The organism is bacterium (genome assembly GCA_030647555.1).
Classification (GTDB): Bacteria; Patescibacteriota; Andersenbacteria; order UBA10190; family CAIZMI01; genus CAIZMI01.
Window position 1 is genome coordinate 38,740 of record JAUSJG010000030.1, and the last position, 17,046, is coordinate 55,785.

The window sequence follows — 17,046 nt, forward strand, 5'->3', positions numbered from 1 at the left end:
TAATTATCTTTATATTCCCGCTAGTTTTTCTAACAACTCAAATACTTTCTTGTTTCGTAAAGTACCAACAGTGATCTCCGTCAACGCCTCAATATCGACCTGTTTTTTGGCTTCTTCGGCGCTTGGAAAACGTTGCAGAAATTTAATCATTTCTTTTTGTACTTCGTCATCGCTAACTTCAATATTTTCAATTTTTGCAATTGAACGTAAAGTTAAACCCGATTTAATGCGTTTCATGGCTTGTTCTTTCAAACCGTCACGCATTTGTTCTTGGGTTTTTTTGATTTGCAACAGATATTGTTCCATTGTTAAGCCTATTTGAGTGATTCCCTCTTCCATTTCGGAAACCATTTTATCCAGCTCATTTTCAACGAGAAGTTCCGGAATTTCTTCGAAGGTGGTTTTTTCTACCACTTGTTCCAGTAACGCTTGTTGTAACCGTTGTGTTTCCTTATATTCTTTTTCTAACAGTATGTTTTCTTTAATTTTGACTTTCAGTTCATCGATATTCGCAAATTTACCCATTCCTTGGGCGAAATTATCGTTTATTTCCGGTAAATTCTGTTGTTGCACCGTTAAAACTTTGATTTTGAAATCAACGGTTTTGTTCTGGAGGTCCTTTTGTGGGTGATCGGCGGGAAATTTGATCGGAAATTCTTTTGTTTCGCCTTCTTTGGCACCAATAATTTGGACCTCAAATTCCGGGAATAAGTGACTGTCGCCCAAAATTACGGATTGCTTGCGCGCATTGCCGTCTTCGAGCGGGACACCATCCGCGGAAACATTAATATCGATATCTACCCGATCGCCCTTTTCGGCGACTCTCTGAACAGTGACGTAGGAAGCGCGCATTTTGCGGAGTTCTTCAATTTCAGTGTCGACTTCTTTATCTTCAACCGTCATTTGTTTTTTTGTTTCCTTGACGGATTTATATTCGCCCAGTTTAATATCGGGCAACATCGAAACAGTGGCCTCGTAGACCCAATTCTTGCCAATTTCCACTTCTTTAGCTTCAATTTCCGGACGACCGATTGCTTCAATTTCTTTATCTTCCAAAAGCGCGTCCACATAAGTTTTCGGGACGAGTTTTTGGAGGGCGGTTTCAACCAAGTGATGATCACCAATGGCGGAACGCATCACATCAAACGGGACTTGGCCGGGACGAAAACCTTTTACGGGGTGTTTTTTTGATTCTTCTTTAGCGGCCACATCCAAAAACGGCTGGACCTCGTCCGGTTCAATTTCAATAATTAACTTGATTTTTGACTTAGGGAGTTTCTCTTTTGTGACTTTCATACCCAGTATATCAACCCGCCAATGCAAACATTTTCGGAATGTTTGCAAAAAACAGTGTTTATTACGTGTAAAAATTTCATTTGAATGATTTAGTTTGAATAATTCTTATATTAACCATGTCAAAGTGGCGGGTTGTATTACTGGGCATAGTCGCTTGAGAATACAATATGAGCGCGATCTTGTCTAGGAAAAGGCTGAAAAGAGGGTGGAGTATCCCCCGTCGCTCTGATGAGCTATGGGGGATTATTGTTCTTTTTTAAGAACAATAAAAAACCGCGGATGAGTTTCCGCGGTGGTGGGTAATTTTGTTGCCCTAGGACTCTCGTCCGAATGGTCTTAGATCCTTGAGCTTCATTTGCATAATTCCACTCGTTCCTTTGAAAAAGACGTCAATAATATCGCTGGTGCGGCCGCCTTGTCCTGGCATCGAAAACTTGATGACATATCCAACTGTTCCATCCATTACGCCAATACGACCGTTTGCCACAACTACATCGCCTAATTCAAGATTAAACCCCACGGATTTTAGCGCGATAATTTTGTCGCCAGCGAACGTTAGTTCCAAGTCTCTACTTCTGATCGCAACTTTATGTGTCAGAGAGGCTTCGTGCTGAATTAGTAGCGCCAAGTCATGAAGAAGCTCGCAGTCTTCGATAGCATCCTTAATGTTGTCATCGTTGCCACCGAGCGCGGCCACTTCAGGAAGCAGAGCGGAATAGAGGCGGAAAGCGCATGTCATGGGATGTTCTGTCTGTGTATTCTCGGTCATTGTGAGATCCTCTTGTACGGTCACTGAACTTGTTTTGAAACGAACGCGCGCTAAACATATATTAAACACTAAATAATGTCAATAAAAAACAGCGACTTAATCGTATTATGTTGATGTTTTTTGCTAATTTTCGCTTAATATCCCAGTTTCACGCCCACTTTTTCAGCGAGTTCGTGGATCCACCGTTCGTGGCGGTCTGATTTGCGCGAGGTCATTATCATTTCTTGGAAATATTTATCGGACTTGGCAGAATAAGCATCAACAGCATCCAGTAGTTCACTAACGTCTTTCTTATCGGCCTTGTTTTCCTGAAGATCGTCTATTTTTGCTTCAACACTTATAAGTCTCTGGTCAAGGGTATTGAAGTGTTTATCATTGGAAACAAAATGCTTGTCAATGTCGGCAAAACGTTCGTCAATCTTATTGAATTTTTTATCTAGATATTCAACTAATTCGGAATAATCTTCGCTCATTGCTACATTATATTCCTTCCCAAATACTTGTCTAATTTATTACCAAAACCGCTCGGCGGGTGGTTGGTAAAAATCGTTTTTCATCGAATTGCCATTAAAGTTTCTGTCAAATTGCCTACTTGAAAAATACGGCATTGTGCCGTAAAATTGAATACATATTTATAAATATATTAAAAATATGAGTAGCGAACAGAAATCTTTTAGTTCGAATTTTATTGAAGATCCGAAGGAGGGTGTTGAAGCAAGTAATACTGATCCAAACAAGGAAATGTCGGATCAAGAAAAGATGGTTAGTGAATACCAGGAATACCGAAACAAATTGGCCAATGAAATTTTGTCTGTATCAAAAGGGGAAAGAAAATGTGTTCTTGAAGATGCTAAAAAATTACGGCAGTATTGGGAGGCATCGCTATTCAAAATAGAACAACGGCGAGTCCTGTATGATGAATATCCGACAGAAGAACCGATTCCCACAGTAGAGTTGGTTTCTAAATACCTTTCTGAAGAAGACCGTCCCACAGGTGAAAAGATTGTTTTTGAGGTTGATGATCGAGATGTTTATAACATTTCGGCGCCGGTTAGAGTTGGTGATAAACAATACATTGTTGGCAGGATGGAAAAGCGGTCGGAATGGGCTAAATCGCAAGTAGCGTTTTTTGCGGAAAATGAAGCAGATGGCGTTTGGGAAAAAGACCCCAGTTTGCCTTTTTATGATTTGGAAGATTCATTTGTCACTCGTGTCGGTGATGAAATTGTTTTTGGTGGAGTGAGAGTTTGGCAAGCGCCGAATAAGCCCGATGGGTGGGTGGATTGGCAAACCGTTTTTTACCGTGGAAAAGATTTGGAAAATATGAAAGAGTTTGCACATAGTCCGGTTGGGATGAAAGATGTTCGTCTTGCCGAATTCAGTGACGGAACCATTGGGGTTTTTACTCGACCATTAGGAGGTGTGGCCGGTCGGGGCAAAATTGGCTTTGCACATATTAATTCGCTTGAAGAGCTGACGCCGGAAAAATTGATCCGAGCGAGGGTACTAAAAGAAAAATTTATTGCGGAAGAATGGGGAGGGGTGAACGAGGTACATGTTCTTCCAGACGGAAAGGTTGGCGTAATTGGCCATATCTCTGCCTACGATAATGAAAAAAATAAACATTATTACGCGATGTCTTTTGTTTATGATCCTGAAACACATCAATCATCAAAAATAAAAATAATTGCCACACGAGAGGATTTTCCCAAGGGAGCCGCAAAAGTTGCAAATGAAAAAGTCCCAAACGAGCTGGTAGACATTGTTTTTCCGGGCGGGATTGTTGGTTTAAACGATGATTTTGTTACCCTTTATTGCGGATTAAGCGACACGGAAGCAGGAAGAATTAAAATAAAGAACCCATTTAAATAAAAAAATCTGCTGTCTTTGCACGAAAGAGAGCTTAAATTTTTGTAAAAATCTTGTTTAATGGTAGGATAGCACGACCAATTACTCGATCAGCCGCACCGTAATAGATCCAGAGTTCTTCGCCGCGCTTTATCGCACCGCAGGTGTAGACAACGTTGTTTACAAACCCGACTTTTTCGTAGTCGGTTTCCGGTTCAAGAATGGGGCCGGCGTGCCAAATAATTTTTGAAGGGTCTTTGTTGTCTAGAAGCATTAGGCCAAGACGATAAACATGGTCATTGCTCACGGCGTGGTAGACCATTAACCAACCTTTTTCTGTTTTGATGGGTTGTGAACCGGCACCAAATTTGAAGCCTTCCCACGCGTCCGCTTTCGGCCAGGTGACCTCTGTTGTGTTGTGCCAGTTTTTAAAGTTTTCGCTATATGAAACTTTTAGCGTTTCTCCGGTTTCTGTGTGTTCGCGATAAAACACCGCGAATTCACCATTTACTTTTTCAGGTAAAAGAAAGGCATTTTTCGCCTTGATGTCCGGAAGAATGACACCATAGTTTTGGAAGCTAATAAAATCTTTAGTGGTGCGCATGCCCACACGCACACGCCAAGGGATGTAACCAAACGAGCCACGCACATCGGGAATGTGGCCGATTTCGTGGTAAGAGGCGCTGGTGTGGAGAATATAATAAGTGTCGTCCAGTTTTGTAATGCGTGGGTCCTCAATCCCGAGGCGTTCAAACGGATCGTTTGGATTAGTATCAATGGCCGGGTTGTCGTGTTTGGTAAAATTTATGCCGTCGGAACTTTCCGCATAACCTAAACGGGAAATGCGAAAATCATCGTAGGCCCGGTATAATAAAATAACTTTTCCATCGTATTCAGTGACGCCGGGATTAAACGTGCCGTTCCGCTCCCACCAGTGTTGGTCGGAAGTTCTGGGTTCAATGATTGGATGAGTTGGATTTCGGGTTGCTTTGATGGTATTGGTATTCATATTTTGATTTTATCACAAAAACCGCCCAGCGATTGCCGAGCGGTTTATTCTGAACATTAGGGATTCTCCTGCGAAAGGAAAATTCCTAATGACGGTTTAGATAAACAATGACGCTAATGCTAATGTGAGTGTGCTGAAAAGTTTGATCAACACGTGCAATGACGGCCCGGCAGTGTCTTTGAAGGGGTCGCCTACTGTATCGCCCGTGACGGCAGCTTGATGAGCAAAGCTCTTTTTGCCACCGAAGTTGCCTTTTTCGATGAATTTCTTGGCATTGTCCCAAGCGCCACCGGCGTTATTGAGCATAATCGCCATTAAGACGCCAACAATTGTACCAACCATCACGAATCCGGCCGCCGCTTCGGCGCGCAGGAAGTAGCCGACCAAAATTGGAGCAGTAATTGCCAGGATGCCCGGGGCAATCATGTGACGAAGGGCGCTCACGGTCGCGATATCAACGGCTGCGGCGTAATCCGGTTTGTCTGTTCCGGCCATAATGCCGGGTTTGGCCTTGAATTGACGGCGAACTTCCTCAACGATTACGCCGGCTGCTTTACCAACCGCGCGAATAGCGAGAGAAGAAAAGAGAAATACCACCATTCCACCGATCAGGGCGCCGACGAAAACCGGCACTTTGGCCATATCAACAGAGGTAATTTTGGCTTGTTCAAGATAAGCCGAGAAAAGTAGAAAAGCGGCTAAGGCGGCAGAACCAACGGCGTAGCCTTTTGTGATTGCCTTGGTGGTGTTGCCCGTCGCGTCTAATTCATCTGTTACTTCACGTGTCGCTTCCGGAGCATTGCTCATTTCCACGATTCCACCGGCGTTATCGGTGATCGGGCCAAACATATCCATGGCCAAGATATAGCCAACCGTGGCCAGCATTCCGATAGTGGCCACCGCTGTGCCGTATAATCCGCCCATTGGAATTCCCGTGCTATTACCTAGCGCGTAGGAGCTCAACAGTGCTCCGGCAACCACAATTACCGGTAGTGCTGTGCTTTCCATACCAACCGACATTCCGGTGATGACGTTTGTGCCGTGACCGGTGAGGGAAGATTCGGCAATCGATTTTACCGGGCGATATTGTTTGCCGGTGTAGTAATCGGTGATGTAAACGAAAGCAAGCGCGGTAAGAATGCCGATAAATCCGGCCCAGAAGAATGGCGTGGTGTTGTAACCGGGCGCCACTAGCATCATACGGGTTGTGAAGAACAAGGCGATGATTGCCAAAATAGTTGTTACCCAATAACCACGCGTGAGAGCCTTCATGGGGTTTTCACCCTCTTTGGCTTTTACAAACCAAAGTCCGATAATTGTTGCCAATAGTCCAAAAGCATGTAAAACGAGAGGAAACAAAATACCTTTGACGCCAAAAATTGGGTAAAGGGCGACACCCAGGACCATCGCGCCGATGCTTTCAGCAGAAATACTCTCGAACAAATCGGCACCGCGACCGGCGCAGTCACCAACGTTGTCTCCGACTAAGTCGGCGATAACGGCTGGGTTACGTGGATCATCTTCCGGAATGCCTGCTTCCACTTTTCCAACCAAATCTGCTCCCACGTCAGCGGCCTTGGTATAAATGCCACCACCGAGCTGGGCAAATAAAGCCACAAAGCTCGCGCCAAAACCATAACCCACAATCAGGCCGGGAATTTGTGCCACGGCGATGTGGAAGATGTTTTGATAGATCAAATAGAGTGACATCACTCCCAGAAGCGAGAGGGCGACGATGGTAATACCGGAAACCGCCCCTGCTTTAAGCGCTGTAAGGAGAGCGTGATTCAATCCGGAACCAGCGGCATCCGCTGTGCGAATGTTGGCACGGGTGGCGACAACCATACTGATTGCGCCTGCCAGGGCGGAGAGAAAAGCACCAATGATGAAGGCGCCGGCCACTTGCGCACCCGCTGTCCAGCCGTTTGTGCCACCGGTTAGGCCGTGTGCGAGATAAATAACGACCGCCACCACCGCCACAAAGATTACAATTGTCTTATATTGGCGCTTCAAAAAGGCGTTTGAGCCTTCTTTAATCGCGTCGGCGACTTTGCGCATCGTGTCCGTGCCGGTTCCCTGCTTGAAAATTTGGGACCACAGCATCCAGGCATAGACGAGTGCCAATATCCCCACCCCTGAAATGAATATATCGATTCTCTGCATAACAATATTCTTAAAAATTAATTATTAAGCTTTTGAATAATGATTTATGATATATGAATGATGATAACGCGCGTACATTCATCATTCTTCATTCGTTATTCATCATTCTTCTTCAGCTCTTCTGCCGGCTTCACAGTTGCCTCATTAGCAGAAATTTCCTCGGACTTTATTTCTTCGTCGGGCGTCGCGCTGGCGTCTTCCATCACGACCGCTTCTTCTCCGGATTTCACGATATCAATTCTCCACCCCGTCAATTTGGCGGCCAAGCGGACATTCTGGCCACGCTTACCGATCGCCAAACTTAATTGATCTTCGTTAACGTGAACCACCGCTTTGTGTTCGTCGTTTTGCAAGTCTACTCTCACAATTTTTGCGGGCGATAAAGCTTGGACGATAAACTTTGCGAAATCGTCATCCCATTGAATAATATCAATTTTCTCACCGGATAATTCGGAAATTACTGTTTGAATACGTGTTCCGCGTTGGCCGATACACGAACCAACCGCATCCACACCGTCTTGTTTGGAAAGGACCGCCACTTTTGAGCGTTGGCCCGCTTCACGCGCGACCGCCTTGATTTCCACGATGCCACTGTAAACTTCCGGCACTTCCAGTTCAAACAATTTCTTCATCATACCGGGATGGGCGCGAGACAAAATAATATCCGTACCTCGCGAGGTTAATTCCACTTTTACGAGGTAAACCTTCACGCGCTGGTTGATGCGATAGTGTTCGGTGGGAACTTGCTCTGAAGGAAACAAAACACCCGTGGCACGGCCCAAGTCAACGAAGATATTATTGTTTTCAATCCGCTGAATCGTGCCGTTGATGATTTCACCTTCTTTGCCCTTAAAGGCTTCGAAAGTGGCGGAGCGTTCCGCTTCGCGAATACGTTGGATAATAACCTGCTTGGCGGTTTGCGCGGCAATGCGACCGTAATTGGGATCGGTTGGTGTCACTTCCGTAGAGATTTCATCGCCAACTTTGGCGTCCGCCTTTTGTTCGGAGGCCTCTGTGACTGTAAATTCTGCGTCAGGATTGAGAATTTTCGGTTCTTCGCCTTCCACTACCGTTGTGGGTTCGACAACCGTCATAACTCTAAAAATTCGCGCTCTGCCGGTTTTCACGTCGAACGTGGCGCGAATATCTTGACCACGCTTTCCGTAATCGCGTCGAAAAGCGGCCGCAATAGCAGCGGCGATAGTTTCGATGACTTTATTGGGATCAATTCCCTTTTCTTCCGCAATCTGCGTGATTGCCGCGGCGAACTCGTCTTGTGATGGCATATGGATTGTTATTTAATTGTCTAAGTCTTTGTGAGCGAAGCGCCTGCCACCCGATGCTTTAGCGAAGGGTGGAAGCAATCTTCGCGTCCCACGAATAACCGCTTGTAATGAACAGGCGGTACTGTGGATAGATTAATCGAAATTATATTACTTGTCAAATTTAGGAATTGCTTAAGATTGGGTGAATTTTAGATATTGAATAATGATTTATGAATGATGCAACAAAAAAACCGACACTGGGTAGTGTCGGGTGGTTCTTCGGGTTTCTTAATCCCTTTTCTTTGTTCGCGGACGACGCGGACGAGCCGTCTTTGCTGGCTTCCTTTGCTGTTCATTGATTCGATGGTCGGCAAACATCCCTGCGACCTGTTTAAAGATTCTGGTGTCGCCATCGTCGGCCAGTGCATCCAGAACCTCAAGAACAAGCGCCTCCGGAAGTGTGACGGCAAGTTCCTTATAAACATCAAGGCCGATTCGAATCTGGTGTGCGGTACGCGTATTTTTGCCGCGGCGCACAAACCAGTCAGCGCACTCAAGTGCTTTCTCATGGTTTCCCGATGCCTTAAAGCAATAGAGCGCGTATTGCGTGGGCATTGTATCGCCGTTATCATTTTGCATCTCAAGCAACCCGTTTCCCAGTTCGTTGAGTTTGGCGATGGCTTTTGCATCCATGTAGCAATTAATCGCCGTCTCAAATTGCAGAAACCTTCGGGAAACATCACCCAACTCCACTTGTTCTTGTTCCGCGTATGTCTTTGCGGAGGCGAGTAGGCTATAGGCCAATCCGAAGTATCTTGAGCAATCCGAGGAAATGTTTAATGCTTTGAGATACAGAAGGTATTTCCTGCCAAGCGATAACTGCTGGTCTGTGGCATTACAGACACCAAAGCATATGCGGGCGAGTTGATGTCGTTCGTAATTTTCCGGTCCGGCAATGCCTACTGCGCAAATTTTTCCCAAATCAAGAAGCTTTTCGAGGGCGTTTGCCTTTTTGTAAGCTTCTATTGCATCATCAAGCCTTCCAATTTTCGCCGCCGCATTCCCGCACATTACCAATAAGTCGGCTGGAATGGGTTGGTTTTTTGGGTTGCAGTCGAGGGCTTTGTCTAAGTTGCCTCGTCGCAGATACGTGTCTCTGATCATCAAAGCCTTGAGTTCTTCTGCAGTGAGTTTTGTCGTCGTCATGGCCATTTCCTTTAATTCTATTTCGCGACTGAAGCATGGATTACCACGTTGGTAACCCTAAATTGTGAAGGAACTGGTGAATTTACTACTGGGCAACGTTTATGTCAATTTTTTGTACTCTCGTTGATAGCACACATCAACTTATTATGTCAGTGTGATGTACTTTAAATGTTCAATCTTTGATTCTCCCGTTGTCAGCATAATTGCTACTAAATCCAGTCGATATTGCGTTTGCCACGGGAAATTTTGCATATACATTAATATACTGCGTTTCAGTATATGCTGTTTATTTGGGGTTATAGACGCTATGGGTTCACCGAATTTGGTATTCGTCCGCGTCTTAACTTCTACAAAAACATATTCGTTTTTTTCCGAATCATGCATTACAAGGTCGAGTTCCCCACCCGGAACGCGAGCATTGGCTTCAATAAACTTGAGACCGATGCCTTCCAAATATTCGCGCGCCAAATCTTCTCCTTTTTTACCTGTGATGCCAAGATGTGGAATTGCCATAGTTTAATTATCATATAAATAGTCTCTTGATTTCTCTTTTGAATCGATATATTCTTAATTATATGACAAATATATCAACTGGTCGCTATATAAGAGATATTAAAATTTCAGCCTTCGTGGCTTTGGTGTTCATGGTTGTTTTGTTTGGGATGTTTATGGCCAATGTAAAATACGGTTTTTCGGAGCGTTTTGTAAACGTATTTGTAGCAAAAATCTACGGCGGAGCGTAGTGGTTGCTAGAGATTTGATTGATTATTCTTACGGGTAGGAACGGTAGGAACATTATTTCGTTCCTCGCGGAGGGTTGTGTCAGGATGTTTTGACAGAATTGCCGGAATCAGGGTTAGAAATATAACAAGCATCACGCGCCCCGCCTGATTAGTCCAAAGATAATGATCGAGCAAAATAAGTGGCGAGATTATAAGCAGTGTTACTAATAATGCGTTAGTAGAATTATGGACGGGTTTTAGAGTTTTATATATAAAATACAATATTACAATTGTTCCAAAAATCCCCAGGTCCGTCATGACCAGGATTAATGTGTTGTGTGGATAATCATATTGCCAATTTTTTAGGCCAGTTCCAAAGGGAGCTCGTCTAGTTAAACTGTTAAAATAATTTCCCAACCCAATTCCAAAAAGTGGGTCGGACATAAAAATTTTCGTGCCGAATTCGTTTAATATAATTCGGTCCGAAAAAAACAAATCCGATGTCGGGGGTGAGATTCGGTGCCAAATGGCGGTTCGAAGCGGTGAAATTATCATCAATATGCCAATAATGATAAAAATTGTATAAAAAATGGTGCGCCTGTAAAGAAAATAATTCCAGAGACGAAATTGCCAAAACAAGATGAAAATTAATAAAAATATCGAAAATAACGCCGATCTTGAGAATGTCAGGGTCGCGCCGGCGAGCATAATAATGATTGAGATTCCCGAAATACGGCGTTTTGATGGATATTTATAAAATAAATAGAGCCCGGCACAAATACTTAACACCAAAAAACCACCAAGAATGTTGGGATGTGGCATTGTTCCGTAGGCACGTAAAAGTTTTTCGCCGTTGTTGAGATCAACTTTTGCAACGCCAGCCATGCCAGTCGACAAAGTTTGTTCCGCAAGAAAGTACAAACCGAACGAATGGCCGACGATTACCTGGAAAAACCCCAACAATGATTCGAACATGCCAATTCCTACAAGTGTTGCGGAAACATAAAGTCTTGTTTTTTGTTCGCGAAGGAACTTGGAGAATAAATAGACCAGCACTAAAAATTGAATGATGCGGACTAGAGAGTAGATTCCCAGTGAAGTAATTGGGTTACGAAGGGTTTCAGCAATTAGGAAGACTAAAATAGCGCCAAACAAAAGGTAGTTTTGTTTAGAATGCCTGAAAAAATGCTTTCGTTCGGCAAATAAAACAAAAAGAAAAAAGAAATCGGCTGTATAGATGGAAATAGCGAGTAGTTCCGAAAACCATCCGGCTCGACTGGCATCGGCGAAATTCATTACGTGACGGAACGGTAGGAAGGAGGTTGCGATAAATAAACAAAACAGGGCGATTTTATTATTGACATTATTTATGAAACTAGAAAATTTGTTCATTTTAGTTTGAGTATGTCACGACATCACCTATTTTAATATTATTCGATATCGTCCAGTTAAGATTAGTTTCAATAACTACATCAACTGCAGAAGGGGAATAAAAGTGCTTTAATTGCTCAATTGGCGTATCTAGTTCAGGAAACATATGGTCAAAGCCAACCACTTTATGATTGGCTACCCAAATTATATCTAATGGGATTATTGTGTCCTTCATCCAAAAATTCTGAATTTGCGCTGTTGGGAAGACAAAAATCATGCCGTTATCTTTTTCAAGCGAAATGCGATTGGAAAGACCTTTCGACCATTCGGCGAGTGTTGAAGCATATTCGACCCGTAGTGACTTATCGCTGATCGTGAGGGTTTTGAATTTTGTGGCGTTTGTTTGAAGGGGAACTGTTATTGGTTGTTTCGCCCGATAGGGTTTGAAACTAATCAGCATCACCGAACTGATAACAATTAGTAAAAGCAAGAAAAATATAATTAGTTTTTTATCCATTTGTTTAATATATCACAATGGCCTGCACAAATTATTAAATATCTTCATCTTTTTTGGGTTAAAATCATGGATTTTCTAAACCCAAAATGCTAGACTTCATTTGCTATGAATAAAATGAAAAATCTTTCCGCAACCGATGATCAGGCATTCAAACTCAAAGTTTTGGCCAAGGAAAAAGAAAGTGTCAGACGCAAGCTGGCGGTGAAGGCCGAGAAACTTCGTCTCAAAGCCAAAACGCGTGTCGCGACCGCCAAGGAAAAGGAAAGCGTCAGACGCAAGTTGGCGGTGAAGGCCGAGAAACTTCGTCTCAAAGCCAAACTGCTCGCCTTGACCGCCAAGGAAAAAGAAAGCGTCAGACGCGAGCTGGCGGTGACGGCCGAGAAACTTCGTCTCAAAGCCAAACTGCTCGCCTTGACCGCCAAGGAAAAAGAAAGTGTCAGACGCAAGCTGGCGGTGACGGCCGAAGATCTGGAACAGATTAGAGTGAAAAACGAAGCGATGCTGGTGAGTATCGGCGACGGTTTGGTGGTAACGGATAAAAACGAACGGATTCTGCTGGTGAATAAGGCGTTTGAGAATATTTTGGGCTGGAAGAAAAAAGAAGTAATGGGGAAGTTTTTGGACAAAGTTATTCCTATGGTCGACGAAAACGGTAAGGTTATCTCTTCGTCGGAACGCTTAATCACTAAAACGATCAAAAAACACGCTACCATTTCCATTTCTATCGCTACCGCGGAAGAAGAAAAAGAAAAGATTAATCCCGAAACAATGACTGCATCCGGTTTTTATTATTACGTGCGCAAAGACAAGACCAGGTTTCCGGTAGCCGTAACCGTCGCCCCGGTAAAGCTGGGGAATAAGTTTATCGGAGCAATTGAGGTTTTTCGCGACATCACGCAAGAAAAAGAAATTGACAAAGCAAAAAGCGAATTCATTTCTCTCGCCTCTCATCAGCTAAAAACGCCGCCAACAGCAATCAAGTTGGTCGTCGAAAGGTTGCTTGGCGGCAAAATGGGGACATTCACGGAAAAACAGAAAGAATATCTCAATTATATTCACTTTTCAAACCAGCGGATGATTGACCTAATTAACGCGCTTTTAAATGTCTCGCGAATCGAGCTTGGCGCGTTTACTATTCAAGCAAAGGAGAAAGATGCCTACGCCACTGTGCAGAGTATTTTGGACGAATTGAAGTACGCTGTTGATAAAAAACAATTGAAACTGAAAATAATTCCTCCCGAAAAACAGATTCTGCTCATGCTCGACGAATCTCTGTTCCGCATGGTAATGAATAACATTGTCACAAACGCCATCCACTATACGGCGGAGGGAGGCGAGATACGAGTCGAATGCAAGGTGATGAATAAGGGACAATTTCTGGGAGAGAAGCTTTTGGAAGAGGACTATTTTGTGGTCATCGTGGCCGATACCGGCTACGGAATTCCGCAAAAAGACCAGAACAAATTGTTCACTAAATTTTTCAGAGCGGATAATGCCAGAGAAAAAAGCAGCGACGGAACAGGCCTTGGGCTCTATATCGCAAAATCCATTCTTGAACAATCCAGCGGATTGATCTGGTTCACTTCGCGTGTAAATAAAGGGTCGGAGTTTTATGTGGCCATCCCAATTGCCGGAATGAGAGCAAAGGATGGCAAAAAAGGGCTTATTGGCTAAAAAAGTATATTGCGTTATAATAACGTCACCTACATTATGACCGAAGATAAAAAGATGAAAATTCTACTTGTTGAGGATGAGCCGGCAATTAGCAAAGTATATGCGGAGGAGCTAACTGATGAAGGATTTGTCACGCTTACGGCAACGAATGGCAGAGATGGCTTAGAGCTTGCGCTTGTTGAAAAGCCCGATCTTATTTTACTCGATATCCTCATGCCGATAATGGATGGTCTCACAATGATGGACCAACTGCGCAAAAAAAACGAATACGGAAGGAAAGTTCCGATCATTCTTTTAACCAATTTGTCCGCGGATGAGGAAAGAATTATTAAAGCAATCGTGGAAAATGAACCTGTGTATTATGTGGTAAAATCTGATTACAAACTAAGCGATGTGGTGAAGATGGTGCGAGAGGGGCTTACTCGGATATCATAATAAAGTCGGGGCGACAGGATTTGGCTTCATCGTCCTTTGCCCAGTACATTTATTGTGCTGGGCGAAACGATGCGCCTGTTAAATTGTCCGTCGGGGCGACAGGATTTGAACCTGCGGCCTCATCGTCCCGAACGATGCGCGCTACCACTGCGCTACGCCCCGACGAACAATTCAACACCTCAATTTTTACTAATTTTTTGATTTGCCCGCCACATCGGCGGGTCCGCCTGCTGGCGGAAACCTGCGGCCTCATCGTCCCGAACGATGCGCGCTACCACTGCGCTACGCCCCGAAATTTTTTATGTGGACCTGGCGGGACTCGAACCCGCGGTCTTTAGTATGCCATACTAACGCTTTTCCTCTAAGCTACAGGCCCCCAACTTCGCTCTGTCTTGCTAGCCAGAGCTTCGCTGGGCAGGCAATGGAGATATTTACCACTGCTTGTCCCGCGAAGCTCAATCAAGAGATTGAGCGGAGTGGGAAGCTACAGGCCCTAATTTTTCTAATAGTACTTTGGGAAGTGTTTCTAACTCTAGTTGTTTATCGGTTCCGGCGCAACCGATGATACATACGCCGTGATAATCCTTTTTTAATGTCGGTTTACCAATTGTGCGAGGATCAGGTTTAGACTGGCAAAAGTTTTTAATTGGAATACCCAGTGTCTTAGACCAATATTTATGCAATTTATGAAGATTCTGATCAGCCCTATAACTCATTGATGCGTGAAGAACATCACGACTGATACCGTAGCATTTTTCAAGTAGCAGTACATACAGTCCCATTAATTCTGGAGAGGAACTTCCCAACTGAAGACCTCGGTGTCCTGCCCATTTATAACCCTCTCCAAGATATAGAAATGAAAGTGCGATTTTATATATTTGAGGATCCGGGTCATGTAAAAAATCCTCACATGTTTGTTGAATTGCAGCCATTCTGTCTTCTTGTTTTTTCCTACTATAAGCCAACGAATTTACCCTGCCACGCGCCAGACTTTTTAACATATTTTCCTTGTAAGCTTTCATGTAAGCTGGAGGAAGTTTTACGTCTTTTAACCAATAAGAAAGTGTACCTTTTGGAATTTTTCGCCCAAGAGCTTCTTGAATATCACCAAAAGTTTTTCCTTGTGCTCTTAGTTTCTGCGCCATTTCTTTTTCTGTCATGTTGTAATTATACTCCGCGCCTATTCCATGTGCAATATCGTTTATGAGAAAAATCCATATTGCAGAAATTCAAATAATAAGTAAAAATAGGCGTACAGACGTAGGGGCCGTTAGCTCAGCCAGTAGGATTGTCGGCAATGAGTTGCCGAATCGGGGCAATCCTTCGGTGGGATGAGCCGGCTCCGCCGGAACATTATTTCACCGTAGAGCGCTACATTCGCATTGTAGAGGTCGGCGGTTCGCCGGAGCACCATGTGGGGAGCGGCGGGTTCCCCGAGAACATTCTGTGAATGTTCGAGAGGGTGCCAGCTCGCGTCCAGTACCCTACGTGGTACTGGACGAATCCAAATTGCTATTTTCAAAAGCATGTTTGTATCATGATCAAATATTAGGGCTCGTAGCTCAGCTGGCAGAGCGCGGCATTCGCATTGCCGAGGTCAAGGGTTCGCTCGCTATCGCAGCGAGCGCCCGCTGAAATAGCGGGCGAATCCTAGCATTTCATTATATAATTGATTAATTACCAGGGCCGTTAGCTCAGCTGGCAGAGCGCTACATTCGCATTGTAGAGGTCGGCGGTTCGAATCCGCCACGGTCCACCAAAATCATGCGTGAAATACTAGACAGGCCCGGTGACGGTATTCTTTGCGCGGTAGCCATCATGATTAAAGGTGACAAAATTCTTGTTGGTCATCGGCATTACACAAAAGACAAATGGAAAGTTATTTCTGTTTGGACTATTCCTGGTGGTAGATCTGATAAGGGTGAAATTATTGAACAAACATTGCGACGCGAGGTTGCGGAAGAAGTCGGTATTTCTGAATTTGAAATTGTTGATTTTATTGGAGAAGTACCTGGAGCTAAAGAAGGCGACGTGGTTTTAATTTTCCATTGTGAAACTGGTCAGGAAGCGAAACTCATGGAACCGGAAAAATTTTCGGAGTGGAGATGGGTTTCGATTGATGATTATATTTCGGAAGAAAAGTACAGTGGCTTTAATCCGGTTGCCAAGCAAATGATAGTGAATTATTTGCTCGGTTTACGAAGGGGAAAATAACTTGATATGTCCTGGTATCTCTATATCGCGCAAGCGCAAAAGACGGGGAATTATTATGTTGGAATTTCCACGGATGTGAAAAAGCGGATTATTGCGCACAATAAGGGTAAGGCCTCGTCCGTAAATAAATTCCCCAAGATTATACTCACTGCATCTTTAACTGCAAGCACTTCTCAATCGTAAAACCTTTCACCGTACTGCTAGTACGCCTCAAGGTTTTACTCAATCAAAGTACTTACATTTAAAGCGCATTGAGTATAATCTTGGGGAATTTATTTACGGACGAGGCCTAAGGGAGCGTAATGGCGCGGACGCAGGAGCCGTTCGTTTTGGTTTACAAATCAAAAAACTGCCGACGTAGTTGGTGGTTTCGATCGAATACCATGATGCCGATATCCTATGGCGACTGACGTAAATAACCTGTCCATATTCTGTTCAATACGCTCTGAATACTGTTACTATGATTGAACAAAATTTAGAGGCGTACTGTAAGTACGGTGAGAGATTTTGTGATTGAGTAGTAATTGTAGTCAGAGATGTAGTGGACATAAGATGGA

16 protein-coding genes and 4 tRNA genes are annotated in these 17,046 nt (G+C 43.9%); 7 read left to right on the plus strand and 13 right to left on the minus strand.

The features are described from left to right. Window positions 1-9: 9 nt before the first annotated feature. The 3 genes from tig to Q7S57_06365 form a co-directional block, all read right to left on the minus strand. Window positions 10-1,296, minus strand: coding sequence for a trigger factor (gene tig / locus Q7S57_06355; protein MDO8512863.1), 1,287 nt, complete (start codon window positions 1,294-1,296; stop codon window positions 10-12). A 313-nt stretch (window positions 1,297-1,609) separates the two neighbouring features. Then, window positions 1,610-2,065, minus strand: a complete 456-nt coding sequence (locus Q7S57_06360) for a hypothetical protein (GenBank protein ID MDO8512864.1) — start codon at window positions 2,063-2,065, stop codon at window positions 1,610-1,612. 134 nt (window positions 2,066-2,199) lie between these two features. After that, window positions 2,200-2,538, minus strand: coding sequence for a hypothetical protein (locus tag Q7S57_06365; protein MDO8512865.1), 339 nt, complete (start codon window positions 2,536-2,538; stop codon window positions 2,200-2,202). Between the two features lie 178 nt (window positions 2,539-2,716). Between Q7S57_06365 and Q7S57_06370 the strand changes: the two genes are divergently transcribed. Beyond that, window positions 2,717-3,937 (plus strand): DUF1861 family protein, encoded by a 1,221-nt coding sequence (locus Q7S57_06370; protein ID MDO8512866.1) that lies wholly within the window; start codon window positions 2,717-2,719, stop codon window positions 3,935-3,937. 31 nt (window positions 3,938-3,968) lie between these two features. On the opposite strand, the gene Q7S57_06375 is transcribed toward Q7S57_06370, so the two are convergent. The 5 genes from Q7S57_06375 to Q7S57_06395 all read right to left on the minus strand — a co-directional run bounded on the left by Q7S57_06375 (window position 3,969) and on the right by Q7S57_06395 (window position 10,069). Then, a complete protein-coding gene (locus Q7S57_06375; protein MDO8512867.1) occupies window positions 3,969-4,922 on the minus strand; it encodes a glycosidase in 954 nt (317 codons plus the stop codon). Window positions 4,923-5,018: 96 nt separating this feature from the next. After that, window positions 5,019-7,085, minus strand: coding sequence for a sodium-translocating pyrophosphatase (locus Q7S57_06380; GenBank protein ID MDO8512868.1), 2,067 nt, complete (start codon window positions 7,083-7,085; stop codon window positions 5,019-5,021). Window positions 7,086-7,180: 95 nt separating this feature from the next. Continuing rightward, window positions 7,181-8,371: a transcription termination factor NusA gene (gene nusA, locus Q7S57_06385; protein ID MDO8512869.1), complete on the minus strand. Its 1,191-nt coding sequence runs from the start codon at window positions 8,369-8,371 to the stop codon at window positions 7,181-7,183. Between the two features lie 267 nt (window positions 8,372-8,638). Further along, window positions 8,639-9,556, minus strand: coding sequence for a hypothetical protein (locus Q7S57_06390; GenBank protein ID MDO8512870.1), 918 nt, complete (start codon window positions 9,554-9,556; stop codon window positions 8,639-8,641). 144 nt (window positions 9,557-9,700) lie between these two features. Then, window positions 9,701-10,069 carry a YraN family protein gene (locus Q7S57_06395; GenBank protein MDO8512871.1) on the minus strand — a complete coding sequence of 123 codons (369 nt, stop codon included), beginning with the start codon at window positions 10,067-10,069 and terminating at the stop codon, window positions 9,701-9,703. 62 nt (window positions 10,070-10,131) lie between these two features. On the opposite strand from Q7S57_06395, the gene Q7S57_06400 reads away from it, so the two are divergent. Further along, the gene (locus Q7S57_06400; GenBank protein ID MDO8512872.1) at window positions 10,132-10,299 is read left to right on the plus strand and encodes a hypothetical protein; all 168 of its coding nucleotides are present in this window, start codon (window positions 10,132-10,134) and stop codon (window positions 10,297-10,299) included. A gap of 6 nt (window positions 10,300-10,305) precedes the next feature. Here the strand turns inward: Q7S57_06400 and Q7S57_06405 are convergent, their stop codons facing one another. Together Q7S57_06405 and Q7S57_06410 are read right to left on the minus strand one after the other, a co-directional pair. Next, a complete protein-coding gene (locus tag Q7S57_06405; protein ID MDO8512873.1) occupies window positions 10,306-11,670 on the minus strand; it encodes an O-antigen ligase family protein in 1,365 nt (454 codons plus the stop codon). A gap of 1 nt (window position 11,671) precedes the next feature. Beyond that, on the minus strand, window positions 11,672-12,166 hold the full coding sequence (locus tag Q7S57_06410; protein MDO8512874.1) for a DUF192 domain-containing protein: 495 nt from the start codon (window positions 12,164-12,166) through the stop codon (window positions 11,672-11,674). Window positions 12,167-12,271: 105 nt separating this feature from the next. On the opposite strand from Q7S57_06410, the gene Q7S57_06415 reads away from it, so the two are divergent. Both Q7S57_06415 and Q7S57_06420 read left to right on the plus strand, forming a co-directional pair. Continuing rightward, window positions 12,272-13,840 (plus strand): PAS domain-containing sensor histidine kinase, encoded by a 1,569-nt coding sequence (locus Q7S57_06415; protein MDO8512875.1) that lies wholly within the window; start codon window positions 12,272-12,274, stop codon window positions 13,838-13,840. Window positions 13,841-13,876: 36 nt separating this feature from the next. Beyond that, entirely contained in the window at window positions 13,877-14,275 is a 399-nt protein-coding gene (locus Q7S57_06420; protein ID MDO8512876.1) for a response regulator, read from the plus strand. A 90-nt stretch (window positions 14,276-14,365) separates the two neighbouring features. On the opposite strand, the gene Q7S57_06425 is transcribed toward Q7S57_06420, so the two are convergent. The 3 genes from Q7S57_06425 to Q7S57_06435 all read right to left on the minus strand — a co-directional run bounded on the left by Q7S57_06425 (window position 14,366) and on the right by Q7S57_06435 (window position 15,435). Then, window positions 14,366-14,437: transfer RNA gene (locus tag Q7S57_06425), tRNA-Pro, on the minus strand. Between the two features lie 142 nt (window positions 14,438-14,579). Next, window positions 14,580-14,651 (minus strand) — tRNA-Ala (locus Q7S57_06430). Window positions 14,652-14,730: 79 nt separating this feature from the next. Continuing rightward, complete coding sequence (locus Q7S57_06435) at window positions 14,731-15,435, minus strand: hypothetical protein (GenBank protein ID MDO8512877.1); 705 nt, start codon at window positions 15,433-15,435, stop codon at window positions 14,731-14,733. A 393-nt stretch (window positions 15,436-15,828) separates the two neighbouring features. Here Q7S57_06435 and Q7S57_06440 point away from each other — a divergent pair. The 3 genes from Q7S57_06440 (at window position 15,829) to Q7S57_06450 (ending at window position 16,489) form a co-directional block, all read left to right on the plus strand. Next, a tRNA-Ala gene (locus Q7S57_06440) sits at window positions 15,829-15,902 on the plus strand. A 56-nt stretch (window positions 15,903-15,958) separates the two neighbouring features. Further along, window positions 15,959-16,034: transfer RNA gene (locus Q7S57_06445), tRNA-Ala, on the plus strand. Window positions 16,035-16,039: 5 nt separating this feature from the next. Continuing rightward, entirely contained in the window at window positions 16,040-16,489 is a 450-nt protein-coding gene (locus Q7S57_06450; GenBank protein ID MDO8512878.1) for an NUDIX hydrolase, read from the plus strand. Window positions 16,490-17,046: the final 557 nt, after the last annotated feature.